We start from the raw sequence: 17,657 nt of genomic DNA on the forward strand, positions 1-17,657 counted from the left end.
CGGGTTCGACGAAGAGCCCGAGGTGCTCGATGGCAACCCTGACGGCAACGTCCGCCGCCCCGGCCGTTGTCCGGCAGGGGCGTTGTCGTGGGGCAAGCTGATGACGTGAGTCTCCACGTACCTCCGGACGATGTAGGAGTCCCACGGGCGCAGGCCGGTCCCACCCCGCAGCACCTGCTCGCGACCTTGCTCGGTGAGTACCTCGACTCATCGGACGCCGACCTTCCGTCGGTGGCGGTGGTCGCGATGCTCGGGGAGTTCGGCATCAGCGAGTCCAGCGCGCGCGCCGCGTTGTCCCGGCTGACCAAGCGGGGCCTGATCGCCGTACGGGGATCCGGGCGGCCGCCCGTGTACCACCTCACGCCTCAGGCGATCGCCAGGCACCGCTCCCGGATGGATCATTTCCTGAGCTTCGGCGCACACCCGCCGCGGTGGACCGGCGACTGGGTGACCGTCTCCTTCTCGGTCCCCCAGTCCGGCCATGCCCCACGGCACGCGGTACGCAAGGTGCTGGGGTCGCTGGGCTTCGCGCGGCTGTACGACAGCGTGTGGATCCGTCCCGGAACCGACTCCGGTCCGGTGACCCAGGCGCTCCACGACGTCCTGGACGGCGTCGACGGCAGCCGGTGGTCGGTGATGCACGCCCGGTTCGACGAGGAGGCCGGCCCGCACGGTCCGGCCGCCGCCTACGATCTGGCCGGCCTCGCCTCGGCCTACGAGGGTTTCATCGCGCGGTACTCGGACCTGCGGGTGGCCGTCCGCAACGGGGAGATCGACGCGACGCGGGCGCTGGTGGCCCGGACCTCCGTCATGGATTCCTGGCGGAAATTTCCGGACATCGACCCGAACCTTCCCGAGCACCTCCTGCCGGCGCCGTGGCCCTGCCAGCCGGCCCGGGGCCTCATGCTGGAGATCCATTCCGCTCTCGGCTCGCTCGCCGAGGCGCGGCTCATCGAGGTCGTGACTCCGTACTGGCCGGACGCCGCGTCCTGGATCACCCACTTTCAGGCGTCGGAGAGCGGCGTCTCGGTCCCGGCGGCGAGGGCCGGTCGCAGGAAACTTTCACTGACTGGAACTCCTGCCGGCCAGCCGGAGCGCGTTTCGTGACCATGCGGCCGTCGGCTGCCCGGCCTGCCGCCGCGCGCTGAGATCCCACCCGAGCGCCAGGCCGTCCGGGCATGGTGACCTGGGCGGGAGCCGTGCCCGTCGGCCCATTCCCCTGGCGGCGGGCGGCGCCGTCCAGAAGGTCCGCGTGATCGGGCGGCGTACGGGCGTTTCCCGTCCGCGTGAGTATCGCCTCAACGCGGTGAGTGTGATCGCTTGACACTTTTCGTAACCGCAGTGATATTAACTGCACATTGCTCTCATCGGCTCGTTTCGGCTGGCAGGAGCGCATTTTGCAGTCGATGGCCCGCCATGTCGATCCTCGGGTTCGGCCGGTGCCGACCGGTCCGGCCGCGGTGGAAGTGGTCGGGTCATCGCCGGGCTCCGTCGGCGTGCGCCGCGCATGCCGCATCCGACACAGAGCGCCGTCGTGACACCTTCGGAAGGCGAAATGAGAAAACGCTCGATCATCAGGGCGGTACTGGCGGTCGCGGTCGCCCCGCTCTGCGCTGGAATGGTGGCGCTCGCCTCGACGCCGTCCGCCGCGGCGGTCGGTGGCTCGGGCCCCTACCCGGCGGATTACGAGACCTCCACCAGCCTGCCCAACCACACCATCTACCGGCCCGGAACCCTCCCCTCCGAGAAGATGCCCATTTTCGTGTGGGGCAACGGAGGCTGCTCCGCCAACGGGACGGGGCAGCTGCCCTTCCTCCGCGAGATCGCCTCGTACGGATTCCTGGTCATCGCCAGCGGCAGCCCGAACGGTTCCGGTTCGACGACGTCCCAGATGCTCACCCAGTCCATCGACTGGGCGGTCGCGGAGAACAGCCGCCAGGGCGGCAAGTACAACGGCAGGCTCGACACCAGCAAGATCGCTGTAGGCGGCTGGTCCTGCGGAGGGCTGGAGGCATACGCCGTCTCCAACGACTCGCGTATCACCACGACCACCATCTTCAGCAGCGGCCTGCTGAACGACTCCGACGACTACCAGCTCCGCCGGCTGACGAAGCCGATCGCCTACTTCATCGGCGGGCCGAGCGACATCGCCTACCCGAACGCCATCGACGACTGGGGCAAGCTGCCGGCGGGACTGCCCGCGTTCATGGGCAACCTGAACGTCGGACACGGCGGCACCTACACCCAGACCAACGGCGGCGAGTTCGGCCGCGTGGCGGTGCTGTACCTCAAGTGGCGGCTGAAGGGCGACACGACGGCCGGCACGAACTTCGTCGGCGCCAACTGCGGCCTGTGCAACACCCAGTGGCAGGTCCAGCAGAAGAACCTCACGCTCGGCGGCAGTCCGTCTCCGTCTCCCTCCCCGTCACCCAGCAACAGCCCGTCCCCCTCTCCGTCACTGTCACCCAGTGGCAGCCCCTCGCCCTCCCCGTCACCCAGCGGCGGGACCGGGGGCTGTTCGGCGACCTACACGGTGCAGGACCAGTGGGCCGGCGGGTTCGTCGCGAATGTCAACGTCACCGCGGGCGGCGCCGCGATCAACGGCTGGAGGGTCGCTCTCACCCTGCCCGGGGGAGCCACGATCACCTCCCTGTGGAACGGCGTCAACACCGGCACCAGCGGCGCCGTGACCGTCACCAACCAGAGCTACAACGGGCGGCTGTCGGCCGGGCAGAGCACCAGCTTCGGGTTCCAGGGCAACGGAACCGGCGCCGGAGCCACCGTCACCTGCACCGCCATCTGATCCCACCCGCTTCGGGCAGGGCATGACAGCGACGGGCCGGGACCGATGTCCCGGCCCGTCGTGCTGCCACGAAGCAGTGGCTCTGTCGACGACCGACGCTGGGCCCGCACCGGCATGACGGTGCGGGCCCAGCGTGGTGGTGTCGGTCAGGTGATACGAGGGTCAGTTCACTGGATGACCGCGAGGGCGTCGACGACACCGGTGCCGAAGAAGCCGTTGTCGTCGGCGGTGCCGGCGCAGGTCGCGGTGTTCGCCGGGCACGGCTTGGACACGGCCCGTGCCTTGAGCTCACTGAGCATCTGGGCCGGGGTCCAGGAGGGGTGCGCCGACTTCATCTGCGCCATGACGCCGGCGACGTGCGGGCTCGCCATCGACGTGCCGCTCTTGGTGCCGTAGCCGTCCGCCCCCGTCCGCGTGTTCCACGTCGTCGAGTAGATCGACGAGCCGGGAGCCGCGACGTCGATCTTGCCGAGGCCGTAGTTGGAGAAGGACGACCGGACGCTGTCCAGCGTGGTGCCCACGCGCTGCAGGGACGCGACCGTCACGACGCCGTCGAGCTCGGCCGGGATGTCGCTGCAGCCGTTGTTGATCGTGCGCACGGTCGGTTCCGGCGCGTCGTTGGGGCTGCCCTTGTCCACGGTCTTGTTGGCCAGGTCGTAGTTGGAGTTGCCCGCCGCGGCGACGTTGACGACGCCCTGCCTGGTGGACCACTCCACGGCGCGCCGGACGGCCTCCTTGCTGGCGGCCTGGTCGGGCTGGTCGTCACACCAGAACTCGAACGGGTCGACGTAGTAGGAGTTGTTCGTGACGTCCATGTGCTTCAGGCCCGCCCACATGAAGCCGCAGATGGCGTACTCCGGGTAGATGAAGCCGTCGTTGTTGACGACCTTGACGGACGCCATGCGCACGTTCGGCGCGACACCGACGATGCCGATGTTGTTGCGGGCGGCGGCGATGGTGCCGGCGACGTGCGTACCGTGGTCGCTCGTCGTCGGGCGCCACGCCAGCGGCGTCTGGTCCGGACGGCCGACGTTGGTGCAGTTGACCGAGTTCGCGACGTCGATGTTGGCCTTGAGGTCCGGGTGTGTCGGCGAGATGCCGCTGTCGAGCACCCCGACGAGCACGTTGCGGTTGCCGTCGGAGACCGCCTGCGCCTGCGGGGCCTTGATCATCTGCATGTCCCACTGGACCCCTTCGTTGGGGTCGAGGCTCGCGCCGGGCTGCGGGTCAGACGGGATGTCGCCGTTGTCCGGCTTCTTGGCACCCTTCTTGTATCCGCTGGCGCCGGGACCCCACGGCGGGGCCAGGTCCGTCGGCGTCCCCTCGGAGACCCCGGCCGTACGGGTGGCGCCGACGGAGGCGACCGCGTTGCCGCCCTTGGCGGTGACGTTCGCGCGGAAGGCCGCACGGTCGGAGTGGGCGACGACCACGCCGATCGCGGGCCAGGACTGGACGACGACCCCTCCGGCGGCCTCGACCGCACGCTCGACGAGACGCGTCTGGCCGGGGTTGGCGATCCGGGCGTTGACGACATAGCTCATGAGCATCCCGTCGGGGAAGTCCACGTTGACCGGTGTCGACGTCGGCTCGTCGGGGGTAGCCGCGCTGGCCGAGTCGGTAACGCCTCCAAGGAAGGCGGCACCCACCATGGCGAACGCCGCGGCGGTGGCCGCGAGGCGTCGCTTGGGCAGGGCATGCTGCATGTGTTGCTCCTTGAACAGTGGGATTGCGGCACCTGTCGCCGCGCTCTGGCTGGCCCTAATTCCGCGAGTCCGAAATCGCCCTTAATCCAGCCTTTCGGGTTGGTTGGTGACGGTAACAGCTCGATCGAGAAGTGTTCAAGAGTTCACCACCGCGCAGGGGCGACCGTACGAACCTGCTGGTAGCTGATCAGCACGTGCGCCTGGCGGCGTCTCTGGGGCTCCTGAAGACCGTTCAAAGGGCGAGGAGGAACGAGCGGATGGCGGGGACGAGGTCGGCGTGGGCGTCTTCGAGCAGGTAGTGACCCGCGCCGGGATACACGCGGATTCGCGCGGCGGGAAAACGCCGTCGCCATTCGTCCAGTACGGCGCGGTCGAAGACCGGGTCGTCCGTTCCCCAGGCGATCAGCGTGGGCCGGTCGGCGAACTGCCCGAGCGACGCACCGGTGGCCTGGAGGAGCCGCCAGGAGGGGTCGCCGGGGCGCAACGGGATGTCCTGGACGAAGCGCTGGATGGCCACCCGGTGCTCGGGCCGGTCGTAGGGCGCCAGGAACGCCGAGCGCACCGGAGCCGGCATCCGGCGCCGGACCCCCAGCGGACGCCACGTGGCGCCGCGGGCGAAGAGGTTGTGGCGCAGGAACAGGCGGGTGCCCAGCCGGGTGTCCCGCAGCACCCGGTACGGCAGGCGCAGCAGGGGACGTACGCGTTCGCCGTGCGGGTTGGGAAAGGCCGCGGTGTTCAGCAGCACGAGGCGGGCGACCCGGTCGGGGTGGCGGCAGGCCCAGGCCATGCCGATCGGCCCGCCCCAGTCATGCAGGACGAGGGTCCACCCCTGTTCGGGGGCACCGGCGTCGCCGACGAGGTGGTCGGTCAGGGCGTCCAGGTCGTCCACCCGGGCGGCCAGGTCGTAGGGGTAACGGCCGGCCCCCGGCTTGTCCGACAGGCCCATGCCGATGTGGTCGGGGGCGACGCAGCGGAACTCGTCCCGCAGCGCGAGGATCGGCCGCCGCCACAGGTAGCTCCAGGACGGGTTCCCGTGCAGGAACAGCACCGGTTGCCCCGCCCCCTCGTCCAGGTAGTGCTGGCGCAGGCCGTCACGACGCGGGTGGGCGAACCACCGGGAGGTGAACGGGTAGTCCGGGAATCCGGTCACCGGGCGCTCCCCGCGGACAGGTGGGCGGTGAGCCGGGCCAGTCCTTCCGCCATGCTCACCCGGGGCCGGTAGCCGAGATCGCGGCGGGCCGCGGAGATGTCGAACCAGTGCGCCGTCGAGGCCTGCTCCACCAGGAACAGCAGCGGGGGCAGGCGCCGCGTCAACGGGAACCGGCGGACCCGCTCCAGCAGCCGGGCCGCCCGCAGGGCCGGTCCGACGGGCGCCCGGCGGGTCACCGGAGGCAGCCCGGCGGCGCGCAGCAGCAGGCCGAGCCATTCCCCGAAGCCGCAGGGCTCGCCCTGGGTGATGAAGTAGGCCCGGCCGGCGAGCGGTGAGCCCGGACGCAACCGGTCGAGCGCGAGCAGGTGGGCGTCGGCGGCGTTGTCGACGTAGGTGGTGTCGATGGTCTTGTCGGTCTCGCCCAGCAGCCACAGCAGACGGCGCCCCGCCACCAGCCTCGGCAGGAAGTGCGGATCTCCCGGCCCCCAGATGAGGTGCGGGCGCAACGCGACCGCCGTCACCCGCCCGGCCGCCGCCTCGGCGAGGACGAGCCGCTCGGCTTCGGCCTTGGTCCGCGGATAGGCGGCGGGAAAACGGCGGGCGTACGGCACGGACTCGTCCACGCCCTCCAGGTCCCGCCCGTCGTGGACGACGCTCGGTGAGGACGTGTGGACCAGGCGTGCCCCGTGACGCGCGCAGGCGTCCAGCACGTTCCGCGTTCCCGACACGTTGGTCTCCTCGTAGTCCCGGTCCCGTCCGTGTACGCCGGCCTTCGCGGCGCAGTGCACGACCGCCTCGCACCCGGCGACCGCGGCCGTCACCGCAGCGCGGTCGCGTACGTCGGCCAGGTGCTGGGCGACTCCGAGCGCCGCCAGCGCGGGGCTTCGGTGACGCTGAAGTGCGTGGACGGTGTCACCGCGGGCGGCCAGCCGCCGGCAGACGGCCTCGCCCAGGAAGCCGCCGCCCCCGGTCACCAGGACCCTCATCACCGGCCTGCCCGTACGCGCCGCGCGGCCCACCGGGCGAGCTCGTGCCGGCGGATCTTGCTGTTGTGCCGGGCGTCGACCGGGAACCCGCGATGGAACAGCACGTCCCGAATCCCCTCGGTGTGCGGATGGCGGGCCGCCACGCTCAGGATGCCGGCCGTCACGCGAGCGTCGTCCCGGACACCCGGTTCGCGCTCCACGACCAGGACCGGACGCTGGGCGCCGGCGTAGCCGACGCCGACCAGCGCGGTGCGGCGGACCCCGGGTACGGCGGCGAAGACGGGTTCGACCTGGTCGGTGTGCAGGTCGCCGCCGACGGTGCGGACCCGTTCCGATCTGCGTCCGGCGAACCAGAGCCTGCCCTGCTCGTCGAAGCGGCCGACATCACCCATCCGGTGCCAGACTCGGTCCCCGTCGCGGATCCGGGCCAGCGCGGTCGCCTCCGGATCGTCCAGGTAGGGGTCGCTGACCGTGGGGGCGGCCACGACGATCTCCCCGATGGCGCCCGGCGGCACGACCAGATCGTCACTCCACCGCTCGACGGGGTCGTCGCCGAGGGCGATCACGCGCACCTCGGCGCCCGGGAGCGGGAGACCGAGGCAGGTGCCCGCCCCGGCGGCGGTGGCCGCGGCGTGCCCGGCGAGCAGGCGGCTCTCGATCGCGGCCACCGGCATGCACTCGGTGGCGCCGTACACCGACAACACCCGCGCGTCGTCGCGCAGGCAGCCGCGCAGGCGGTCCATGACCGGCATCGGCAGCGGCGCCCCGGCGGACACCACGTCGCCGAGCGTGTCCAGCACCAGATCACGGGCGGCGCAGTGGCGCGCGAGCCGGTCCAGCAGCGCGGGAGGGGCGAACATCCCGGACACGCGGTAGCGCCGGATGTCGGCGACCAGGGCGGCCGGGTCGGCCCGCACCGGATGCCGCGGGTCCATGTCCGGGATCACCACGGTCGCCCCGAACGCCGCCGCTCCGAGGGCGAACGGCGCGAACGTCGACAACACCGGCAATCCCGGTTCCACCGTGCCGAGTTCACCCAGCAGGGTGAGCTGCGCGGCCAGGTGCCGGTGCCGCAGCGGCACGCCCTTGGGCGGGCCGGTGGATCCGGAGGTGTACGCGATCAGCGCCAGGTCGTCCGGCCCGGCGTGGCGCCACAAATCCACCCCGGATTCCGCCTCGCGGGGCAGCCGCGCGGGGACGGTGACGGAGACGCGGACGTCCGGGGTCCAGCGCAGCAGCCTCCTGGCCAGCTGTACGGCGGGAATCGCGACGAACGCCTCGGGCGCCGCCTGGCGCAGGCAGCGCCTGATCGCGCCGAGCGGCAACCCCGGATCGACCAGCACCGGCACCGCGCGGAGCCGTATCAGGGCGACGGCGAACGCGCCCAGTTCCGGGCCCGGCGGCACCAGCAGGGCGGTACGCATGCCCGGGCGGATCCCTGCCTCCATGAGGACCGCGACGGCATGGTCCACCGACCGCGACAGCTGCCCGTAGGTGGTGGCCGCCGGGCGACGGCCGCCGACCTGGCAGGCGATGACGTCGGGCTGCTCGCGAAACCAGCGTTCGGCGCGGACGATCAGTTCGCTGACCGGCTCGGCCGGGCCGGAGCCGCTCGGAGGAGTCACCTCTGTGGTCACCGGCTCACCACCGCACGCCGGCCGCTCGGGAGGGCCGCCCGCGTGGTCACCGTGCTCATCACCGCGCGTCGGCGGTTCCGTGACATCACCGGCTCACCACCGTACGACGACGATTCCGGCGCTGGCCCCGCTGGCCAGGCCGACGAGGGCGACCAGGTCGCCGCGCCGCACCCGGCCCGAGCCGACCACCCGCGCCAGTTGCACGAGCAGCGTCGCCGCGACGAGGTTGCCGTGCTGGGCGATGGTGACGACGACCTTGCCCTGCGGGATGCGCACCTGGTCGCAGAACCACCACAGCGTCGGCAGCGTCGCCTGATGCACGCAGATGGCCGCGAAGTCGTCCCAGGTCAGCCCCAGATCGGCGAGGGGTTTGTGGAACACGGCGTAGTCGATGTTCTCGATGCCGCGCACCAGCTCGACGGAGTCGACGACGAGCGGCCCGATCGTGGGCCGGCCCGCCGACGGATCGGTGGTGAGGTTGTCCACCGCGGAGACCGCCGCCTGCCATCCGGCGGAGTACGCGGAGAACCGGTGGGCGAGCACCCCCGGTTCGGAGGCGGCCTCCAGCAGCAACGCGGCGCCGGCGTCGGAGACGGTGTAGGACGCGGCCACGGTGATGTACTCCTCGGCACTGGCCACGGTCCACGGCGTGCCGGCGGTGGGCAGCTCTCCGCAGCAGACGAGGACCCGCCGATGACGGCCGGCGGAGATCAGCGCGTCGGCCACCTGGATGGCGTTCAGCGCGCTGTTGCAGGCGTTGCGTACGTCGAACACCGGGCAGCAGGCCCCGATCTTGGCGGCGACGATGTGCCCGGTGGCCGGCTCGACGGCGTCGGACGACACTCCCGCGTAGACGAGCAGATCGAGGTCGGCGGCCCGCAGGCCGTTGTCCTCCAGGACGCGGCGGGCGGCGTGCGCCGCCAGGTCGGACGGTTTCTCGTCGGGGAGGGCGACGTGCCGGCGCCGTACCCCGCTGTGCTCGTGGATCAGCCCCCGGGGCAGGTCCAAGGTGGGGTTGCGGTCGGCGAGCCGGTCTTCCAGTTCGGCCGTGCTCAGCGTGGTCTCCGGCAGGTAGGCGGCCACTCCCGCCAGCCGGGTGTGCGACTGGGTCACTGCGGTCCTCACCTCTCGTTCGCTTCAGACCGGCTGCCCGGTACGGGGGCCCGCGGCGGCGGGCCGCTGTTCGCCGCGCGGCCCGAGGCGCATGAGGATGCTGGAGGCGATGTCGGCGACGGTGCCGCCGCCGCGCATCAGCTCCATGGGCGGGATGTCGATGCCGAACCGCCCGCGGATGGAGGTCAGCAGTTCGGTGGCCATCAGCGAGTCCAGGCCGTACTCGTCCAGCCGCCGATCGCGGGCGATCTGGTCGGCCGGGACGAGCATGACGGTGGAGAGCAACCGGGTGATCTGCTCGGTGACGTACGCGTAGCCCTGCTCGTAACTCATCTCCGCCAGCAGCGACGGCAGGTCGGGCCCCTGCTCCTCCGCGCCGGGCGGCAGCACCAGGGACAGCCACGGACGCCGCAGGCCGGGCAGGACCTGCCGCAACCGGCCCCAGTCGCAGCGGCCCACCATGGCGACGTCGGCGTGCTCGCCGAGCATGGCCTCCACGGCGTCCAGCGCCCGGGCGGGCGGCATCGGCGGGATCCCGGCCTTGGCCAGCGCCTCTCCCTGCCTGCCCCGGGTCAGCACCCCGGTCTCCGCGAGCGCGCCCAGGCAGGCCGTCAGCGCGGGCAGGCCCTCCCGTCTCCGCCGCCGGGCCAGCGCCTCCAGGAACAGGTTCGCGGCGACGTACGAGGTCTGGCCGATGTTGCCGACGGTGGTGAGGGAGGAGTACATGACGAACAGGTCGAGGGGGAGATCCCGGGTCAGTTCGTCAAGCACCATGGCGCCGGCGACCTTGGGACGCAGGACGGCCCGGATCCGGTCGTCGCCGATGTCGGCGAGCAGGCCGTCGTCGAGGTGCATGGCCGCGTGGACGACGCCGCGCAGCGGATGGCCGCCGCCGTCCAGGTCGCGCAGGACGCGCCGCATGGCGTCGCGGTCGGCCACGTCGGCGGCGTACACGCGGACCTCCACCCCCGATCTCTCCAGTTCCGCCAGCAGAGCGGGAGCGTCGGGCGTCTCGGCGCCCCGGCGGCCGACCAGGGCCAGGTGGCGGGCGCCCCGCTGCGCGAGGCGGTGGGCCGTCGCCGCGCCGAAGCCGCCCAGGCCGCCCGTGACCAGATAGGTCCCCTCCGGGTCCAGGCGCGGCGCCGTCCGCTGCGGCCGTACGGTGACCGGTTCATCGCGTGGGTCGAAGGACACCACGACTTTTCCGATATGCCGGGAATGGCGCATCATGGCGAAGGCGTCGGCGACGCGGGCGGCCGGAAACACCGTGTGCGGCAACGGCCGGAACCGCCCGGTGCGATAGAGGGGCGCGGCCTGCGCCGTGCTGTCCGCCATCAGCTCGGGCGCCTTCCACATCAGCGTGCCGATGTCCACGCCGTGGAACGCGAGGTTGTCGGAGAAGGGGCGCAGCAGCAGGGACCTGTTCTGGTAGATGTCCCGTTTGCCGAGCTCGATGAACCGGCCGCCGTGCCGCAGGCATTCCATGCCCCGGGTGATGGCCTCACCGGCCAGCGAGTTGAGCACGATGTCCACTCCCCGGCCTCCGGTCAGCTCCCTGACCTGCTCGGCGAAGTGCAGGCTGCGCGAGTCGAGGACGTGGTCGGCTCCCATCGCGAGCAGCAGGTCGCGTTTGGCGGCGGTGCCGGCGGTCGCGATCACGCGGGCGCCGTGGTGCCGGGCGTACTGCAGCGCGGCCAGGCCGACCCCGCCGGCGCCGCCGTGGACCAGGATCGTCTCTCCCGCCCTGACCCGTGCGCAGTAGCCCAGCGAATGGTGCGCGGTGGCGAAGGCCATCGGCATGGTGGCGGCTTCGGTGAAGGTCATCCCCTCGGGTAAGGGGACGGCCACCCACGCCTTGACCCTCGCGTGACTGGCGAACCCGACGGGTCCCGCCGCCATGACCCGGTCACCCGGCCGAATATCGGTGACGCCGGCGCCGACGGTGGTGACGATCCCGGCGCACTCCAGGCCCAGTTCGTGCCCGCCGAACACCGCTTCGACGGCCTCGGCGGGCAGCAGGTTCACCGCCTGCATCACGTCGCGGTAGTTCAGCCCGATCGCCCGCACCTCGACCACGACCTCGTCGGGCTCGGGCTCCGGCATCGGGATCTCCTCCCAGGCCAGCGTGTACGACAGCCCCGGATCACACACCTTGAGCCGATAGGCGCCGCCCGAGCCGACGGCCAGGTCGCGGCCGTGCTCGCCCGGCTCCAGCAGCCGTGGTACGAAACGTCCCCGGCGGGTGAGCAGGATCTCGTCCTCCTCGTCCGGTGCGAGCAGTTCCGCCGCCAGGCGGCCGGCGTCCCGCGCGGCGTCACCGGTGGGGTGCAGGCAGAGCCGGCGTATCGCCGGTCGCGGCTGCTCGTTACCCAGCGAGCGCGTCGTCCCCCAGGTCGCCGCGTCCTCGGGGTGGAGCCGGACGTCGGTGAGGTGGGGCTCCGGCAGCGCGCCACAGGGGCGGACCACCAGCCACACCGTGGCCGTGACGTGCTCGGGCAGCTGCTCGCAGGCCAGCGCGACGGCCCGCAACGCCGCCGCCCGCCGGGTGATCCGCTCGACGGCCGCCTTCGAGTCCGTGTTGTCAGACGCCTCCGGCTCGGAGTTGCCGGTCTCCTTCGGCTCGGTGCCGCCGGTCGCCTCCGGCTCGATGCCGATGGTCGCCTTCGGCTCGATGCCGCCGGTCGCCTCCGGCTCGGTGCCGATGGTCGCCTTCGGCTCGGTGTCGTCGGTTCCGCCCAGGACGACCGCGATGGTGACCGTCTCGGCGGTGGGCGGGAAGTGATCGGCCCAGTGGTCGGGGTCGTCGCTGAGCGGCGAGTGCAGCACGTCACCGCCACGGCTTCGCAGCAGAGCCCCCAGCTCGGCCGTCAGCGCACCGGTGCCGTCCTCACCGGCGAGGATCCACGTCCCGGCCGCGTCCGGTACGTCGTGCAGAGCGGCCGGAGCGGCCTCGGAGGCGGCCGGTACGTCGTGCGCGGTGTCCGCACCACCCTCCATGGTGACCGGAGCACACTCGTCGACGGCCGGAACGCGCGGCGTGGTGGCCGCGGTGCCCTTGGCGGTGGCCGCGGCACCATCAGCGGCGTCCGGTACGGCTTGCACGGCGGCCGGGGTGCCCGTGGCGGTGGCGAGCATCACCGAGAAGTCGCCGGCCGCGCGTTCGTCGTCGTCACCGGTCTGGACGACCTCGGTGTAACCGGCCTCCGCCAGCACCTGCGGCCATTCCTCCCGGGACAGCAGCGGCGAGCGCGGGCGCAGGTGCCGGTCGGTGAAGTCCCAGAACTCCTCCTGCACGCCGAGGAACGGCAGCAGGGTCCCCACCCGATGCGGTTCGGCGACGAGCAACTGGCCGCCGGGCACCAGAAGAGCGGACAGGTGGCGTAGCGCGGCGGGCAGGTCACGGGCCAGGTGCAGGCTGTTCGCCGCGACCACGAGATCGAATCCGCCCGCGGTCACCCCCTGCCCGACCGGGTCGGCGTCCAGGTCGAGGACGGCGTAGTCGACGAAGTCGAAGCCGGTGAAGCGCTGCCGCAGCCGGGTCAACGCCGCTTCGGCGACGTCGGTGACCAGGTAACGGGTGCGTTCGGCGGGCAGGACGGGCAGCAGCATGGCGGTGGTGCCGCCGGTCCCCGCACCGGCTTCCAGGACACGGAGCGGCCGGTCGGCCGGCCATCGCCGGACGATCTGCTCGACGAGCGCCCGGGTGATCCGGTTGGTGAACAGGTTGACCGGCCCGATGTCGTGGAACTGCTCGATCAGCTCCTGGCCGCCGCCGGAGCCCAGGACCTCGGAGCCGGTGCGCCGGCCCGCGAGCAGTTCGGGCAGGCACCGTCCGACCCGTACGGTCAAGGCGCTCTGGGCGGCGAAGGCGGCACCCCGGGTGAGAAGGTCCCGGTGCAGATCTCGGATCAGGTTCCGGTTCAGGTCTCGGTTCAGGTCATGGTGGGGGTCGCGGTGGGCGTCCCCATCGGAGTTCTGGTCCGCGTCTCGGTCGGAGTCCTGGTCGGCGCCGCGCGGGCCGGACGGGTTCGCATCCGGAGGCGTCGGGCCGGTGCCCCCTGACGCCGGCCGTTCCGAGAGGCCGTGCCGCTCCAGCAGGGGCAGGGCCGCGTGGAGCATCCGCCGGTGGTGCGCCTCGGGGCACGCCTCGATCAGGTCCTCGACGCCGATCGGCCGCCCGTCGCTCACCCCGCCGCCCGACTCGGCACTCAGCTCGCCGAGCGCGCCGGCCAGCGTACGGGCGAAGACCTCTTCGAGCCGTGCCGCGTACCGCGGGTAGTCCAGCTCGTGCCACGCGGAGCGCAGCCGGTCGATCCGCTCGGCCGCGCCGGACAGGATCTCGCCGGGGCCGGGCGCCGGCCACGGCTCGGCGGGCGCGTCCGCCCGGGGCGCGGCCCGGAGCGCCGTCTCCCACCGGGTGACCGGGGTGACGTGGACACCGGGCATCCGGCGGAGCCGGCAGCCCTCCACCTCGGCGGCGATCCTGCCGTCGCCGTCGGCGACCACGAGGTCCCAGCAGACCTCCTCGGCACTGCTGGAGCGTTCCCGCACGTAGACCAGCCCTTGCGCCGACGGCGTTCCCCACAGGCGGACGGAGCCGATCGCGGCGGGCATGTAGCCGCGGCCCGACCGCAGCGACTCCACCAGCCACAGCACGCCGGCCTGCAGCGCGCTGTCCAGCACCACCGGATGCATCTGGTAGCGCCCCTGCCCCTGCTCCGGGCACGAGTAGGCGCCCAGGACCTCCCGCTCGCCCATCCACAGCTCGGTCAGGACCTGGAACTCCGGCCCCCACACCATCTGTCCCTCGGCGGCCCGCGCGTAGTATCCGGGCACGTCCACAGGCGTGCCGATGCGGGCACGCAGCGCGGCCACGTCCAGCGGCGGCGGGACCGGGCGCAGCAGCGGCCGTACCCGGGCCCGGAAGTGCTCGCGGGGCTGCTCGGACTGCCGGCCGGCGCTGGCCACGGTGACCACTCCGGTCTCGGCGCAGAGCGACGTCTGCGCCCACACCGGATCGGCGGCGGCCTGCGACGGCACCACCATGGCCCGGCTGATGTCGACCCTGTCGACCTCCACCGCCTCGGCGGCGTCCGGCAGGGCGAGGCGGGCGGCGGCGACGGCCATCTCCACATAACCGGTGGCCGGCATGACGGCGGCGCCGCCGGCCCGATGATCGGCCACCCAGGGCACCCGTACGCGGTCGATCTCCCCCTGCCAGGTGGGGTCCAGCACCGGAAGCCGCTGTCCGAGCAGCGGATGCTGGATCGTCGTGTCGACGTCGGTCCGCACCCAGGTGTGCGGTCCGCCGATCCAGTGCCGTTCGCGTTGCCAGGGATAGGCCGGCAGCGATCGCACCGCGCCGGGGCGGGGGAAGTACCGATCCCAGTCGAGCCGTGCACCGGCCGCGACGAGTTCGGCGACCGCGCGGCGGACCCGCGCCGGGCCCGGCTCATCCCGGCGCAGAGTCGCCACGACGGCCGCGCGCACCCGCGCGGCGCCGCTGATCCGGCGCAGGTACGAGCGGAGCACGGGATGCGGGCCGATCTCCAGCAGCACGTCGAAGCCGTCGCCGAGCACCCGCTCGGCCGCCGCGGCGAACCGGACCGGCTCCCGGACGTTCCGCCACCAGTACGTCGCGTCCAGTTCCTCGCCCCGGACCAGGTCGCCCGTCACCGTGGACACCAGGGGGACCCGCACCGGGCCGGGCCGGAGCCCGGCGAGTCCGTCGGCCAGGGGCTGCCGCGCCGGATCCATGGCGCCGCTGTGGAAGGCGTAGTCCAGGTCCAGCTCGCGGAAGAAGATCCTGCGTGAGGAGAGGTCCTCGCCCAGGGACTTGAGCGATCCGTCCGGTCCGGCGATCGTGACGTCGCGGTCGGAGTTGACCGCCGCGAGCTCCAGGTCCGGGTAGCCGGCCAGGACCTGCCTGGCCGCGGTCTCCGGCAGCCCGAGCGCGGCCATCCGGCCCCGCCCTCTGGTTATCGACTGCGCGACGCCGCGCTCGGAGATCACCTGAGCCGCCTGGGCGAGTGACAGGGCGCCGGCGGTGTAGGCGGCGGCGACCTCGCCCACGCTGTGGCCGAACACCGCTCCCGGCCGTACGCCCGCCGCCCCGAGCATCTCCACCAAACCGGCCTGTACGGCGAACAGCAACGGCTGCGCCACTTCGGTGGCCGAGAGGCGTGACCGTTCGGCGGGCAGGGACAGCTCCTCGATCACCGACCAGCCGAGCCGATCGGACAGCTCGGCGTCGACCGCTTCCACGGCCGAGCGGAAGTCGCCGTCGGAGAGCAGGTCGGCGCCCATCCCGGCCCACTGTGAACCGTTGCCGGAGAACACGAACGCCACCCGCCCGTGCTCCACCGCCTCCGACTCCGCCACCGCCGCGTCCCCGGCTCCGAGCCGTCCGCCCACTGTCGGCCTATCGGATGAACCGGCGGGGGTGGCCGGCTCCGGGGCGTCCACCAGGCGCGCCAGCGCCCGCGCCGCCGCCCCGGCGGTGCCGGCCAGCACCACGGCCCGATGCCGGTGGCCGCCGCGCCGCCGGGTCGCGGTGTAGGCCGCGTGGTAGAAGTCCCGCTCGTCGAGCGACGCGAGGTGCGCGGCGGTCCGTTCCACGGCCTCCCGCAGCGCCGGCCGGCTGCGCGCGGACACGACGACGGGCAGCGCTCCCGCCTGCTCGGTTCCGTACGGTCCGGGGACGGGTGGTGCGGCCAGCGCCACATGGGCGTTGGCGCCCCCGAACCCGAAGGAGTTGACTCCGACCACGGGCCGCTCGCCTGCTCCGTCCAGCGGTCGCGGCTCGGTGGCGACGCTCAGGCCCAGGGCGTCGAAGTCGATCCGGGGGTTGAGCGTGGCGGCGTGCAGCGAGGGCGGGATCATCCGGTGCCGGAGCACCAGCAGGGCCTTGAACAGCCCCGGCATGCCGGAGGCGGGCTCCAGGTGCCCCAGGTTGGACTTCACCGAGCCGATGGGCAGGGCTCCGCGGGTGCGCCGGGTGCCCAGCGCCCGCCCCAGCGCCCGGCACTCGGCCGGATCGCCGGCCTGGGTGCCGGTGCCGTGCGCCTCCACGTACGCGATCTCGTCGGGGCCGACGCCCGCCGTGGCGTACACCTGCCGTAACAGGGCCTCCTGCGCGTCGGCGTTCGGCAACGCCAGCCCTCTGGTGCGGCCGTCGTTGTTGGTGGCGGCTCCGACGACGACGCCATGGATGCGGTCTCCGTCGGCGATCGCGTCGGCCAGGCGCTTGAGCACCACCACACCGCCCCCCTCCGCGCGGACGAACCCGTCGGCGTCGGCGGAGAACGCCCGGCACCGGCCGGTCGGCGACAGCATCGACGCCTGGCTGAAACCGATGAAGGGGCCCGGGCCGAGCAGCAGGTTGACCCCGCCGGCCAGCGCCACCCGGCTGGATCCCTCCGCGAGGGACCGCCAGGCCCGTTCCACGGCCGTCAGCGACGAGGAGCACGCGGTGTCGATGCTCATGCTCGGCCCGCGCAGGTCGAAGAAGTGCGACAGCCGGTTGGCCGCGATGGACAGGGTTCCCCCCGACATCGAGTACGGGCCCAGGGCGCCCGGCTCCAGCGCCTGCATCGTGCCGTAGGCGGGATCCGAGATGCCGACGAACACGCCGGTGTCCGTGCCCGCCAGCACCGCCGGGTCGATGCCCGCGTCGTCCAGGGCCTCGACCGCCATCTCCAGGAGCAACCGCTGCTGCGGGTCCATCGAGGCGGCCTCTTTGGGGGAGATGCCGAAATAGGCGGCGTCGAAGGCGGTGACGTCCTCGTCGAGGAAGGCCCCAGCCCGGGTGTAGCTCCGGTTCGGCCTCGGCGTGGTGTCGTCGACGAACCGATCGGCCTCGAACCTGCTCGGCGGGATCCGGCCGACCAGATCGGCGCCCTGCCGCAACGCCTGCCACAGCCCGTCCAGGTCTGCGATCCCACCGGGCAGACGGCATCCCACGCCCACCACCGCCGCCGCGTGCTCCGGCCAGGCCTGTTCCGCTGTCGGGTCGTCCGCGCTCATGTCGCCCTTCCTGCTCAGGTCCACCACGACTCGGCACTTCGCCGGTCGGCTCGCTGTCTCGGCCAGGGTTCACCGTGTCTGACGCGCACACCTGACACACGCCAGGCGGATCGGTCACCATGTCATCACAACTGCTGGTATGTGCCTAGGCACACTCCGTGTTTGTCCCGAAGAATGATGTTGTGCGAGGAATGGCCAAAACCTTTAGGTCACGCAACCGCCCATCCTTCAGACCGGGAC

General features: G+C 72.6%; 8 protein-coding genes. 2 read left to right on the plus strand and 6 right to left on the minus strand.

The genetic code is table 11. The features are described 5' to 3' along the window. Positions 1–105 precede the first annotated feature (105 nt). Both Mam01_RS15295 and Mam01_RS15300 read left to right on the plus strand, forming a co-directional pair. A complete protein-coding gene (locus Mam01_RS15295) occupies positions 106–1,107 on the plus strand; it encodes a PaaX family transcriptional regulator (protein ID WP_204285985.1) in 1,002 nt (333 codons plus the stop codon). A 448-nt stretch (positions 1,108–1,555) separates the two neighbouring features. Next, the gene (locus tag Mam01_RS15300; RefSeq protein WP_204285986.1) at positions 1,556–2,803 is read left to right on the plus strand and encodes a cellulose binding domain-containing protein; all 1,248 of its coding nucleotides are present in this window, start codon (positions 1,556–1,558) and stop codon (positions 2,801–2,803) included. 167 nt (positions 2,804–2,970) lie between these two features. On the opposite strand, the gene Mam01_RS15305 is transcribed toward Mam01_RS15300, so the two are convergent. The 6 genes from Mam01_RS15305 to Mam01_RS15330 all read right to left on the minus strand — a co-directional run bounded on the left by Mam01_RS15305 (position 2,971) and on the right by Mam01_RS15330 (position 17,417). Continuing rightward, positions 2,971–4,506, minus strand: coding sequence for a S8 family serine peptidase (locus Mam01_RS15305; RefSeq protein WP_204285987.1), 1,536 nt, complete (start codon positions 4,504–4,506; stop codon positions 2,971–2,973). 232 nt (positions 4,507–4,738) lie between these two features. Then, positions 4,739–5,656, minus strand: a complete 918-nt coding sequence (locus Mam01_RS15310; RefSeq protein ID WP_204285988.1) for an alpha/beta fold hydrolase — start codon at positions 5,654–5,656, stop codon at positions 4,739–4,741. After that, a complete protein-coding gene (locus tag Mam01_RS15315) occupies positions 5,653–6,642 on the minus strand; it encodes an NAD-dependent epimerase/dehydratase family protein (protein ID WP_204285989.1) in 990 nt (329 codons plus the stop codon). Before Mam01_RS15315 ends, Mam01_RS15310 begins: the two co-directional genes overlap by 4 nt. Continuing rightward, complete coding sequence (locus Mam01_RS15320; RefSeq protein ID WP_204285990.1) at positions 6,642–8,279, minus strand: fatty acid CoA ligase family protein; 1,638 nt, start codon at positions 8,277–8,279, stop codon at positions 6,642–6,644. The genes Mam01_RS15315 and Mam01_RS15320 overlap by 1 nt, the downstream gene beginning before the upstream one ends. A gap of 93 nt (positions 8,280–8,372) precedes the next feature. Beyond that, a complete protein-coding gene (locus Mam01_RS15325) occupies positions 8,373–9,404 on the minus strand; it encodes a 3-oxoacyl-ACP synthase III family protein (RefSeq protein ID WP_204285991.1) in 1,032 nt (343 codons plus the stop codon). Positions 9,405–9,416: 12 nt separating this feature from the next. Next, the gene (locus Mam01_RS15330) at positions 9,417–17,417 is read right to left on the minus strand and encodes a type I polyketide synthase (protein ID WP_204285992.1); all 8,001 of its coding nucleotides are present in this window, start codon (positions 17,415–17,417) and stop codon (positions 9,417–9,419) included. Positions 17,418–17,657: the final 240 nt, after the last annotated feature.

Origin of the sequence: Microbispora amethystogenes (assembly GCF_016863015.1) — a bacterium.
In the GTDB taxonomy this organism is placed as follows: domain Bacteria; phylum Actinomycetota; class Actinomycetes; order Streptosporangiales; family Streptosporangiaceae; genus Microbispora; species Microbispora amethystogenes.

Bases quoted from the DNA above. Each gene is read 5' to 3' on its own strand.
- Mam01_RS15300 (WP_204285986.1), top strand. From the start codon at position 1,556: ATGAGAAAACGCTCGATCATCAGGGCGGTACTGGCGGTCGCGGTCGCC.
- Mam01_RS15305 (WP_204285987.1), bottom strand. From the start codon at position 4,506: ATGCAGCATGCCCTGCCCAAGCGACGCCTCGCGGCCACCGCCGCGGCG.
- Mam01_RS15315 (WP_204285989.1), bottom strand. From the start codon at position 6,642: ATGAGGGTCCTGGTGACCGGGGGCGGCGGCTTCCTGGGCGAGGCCGTC.
- Mam01_RS15330 (WP_204285992.1), bottom strand. From the start codon at position 17,417: ATGAGCGCGGACGACCCGACAGCGGAACAGGCCTGGCCGGAGCACGCG.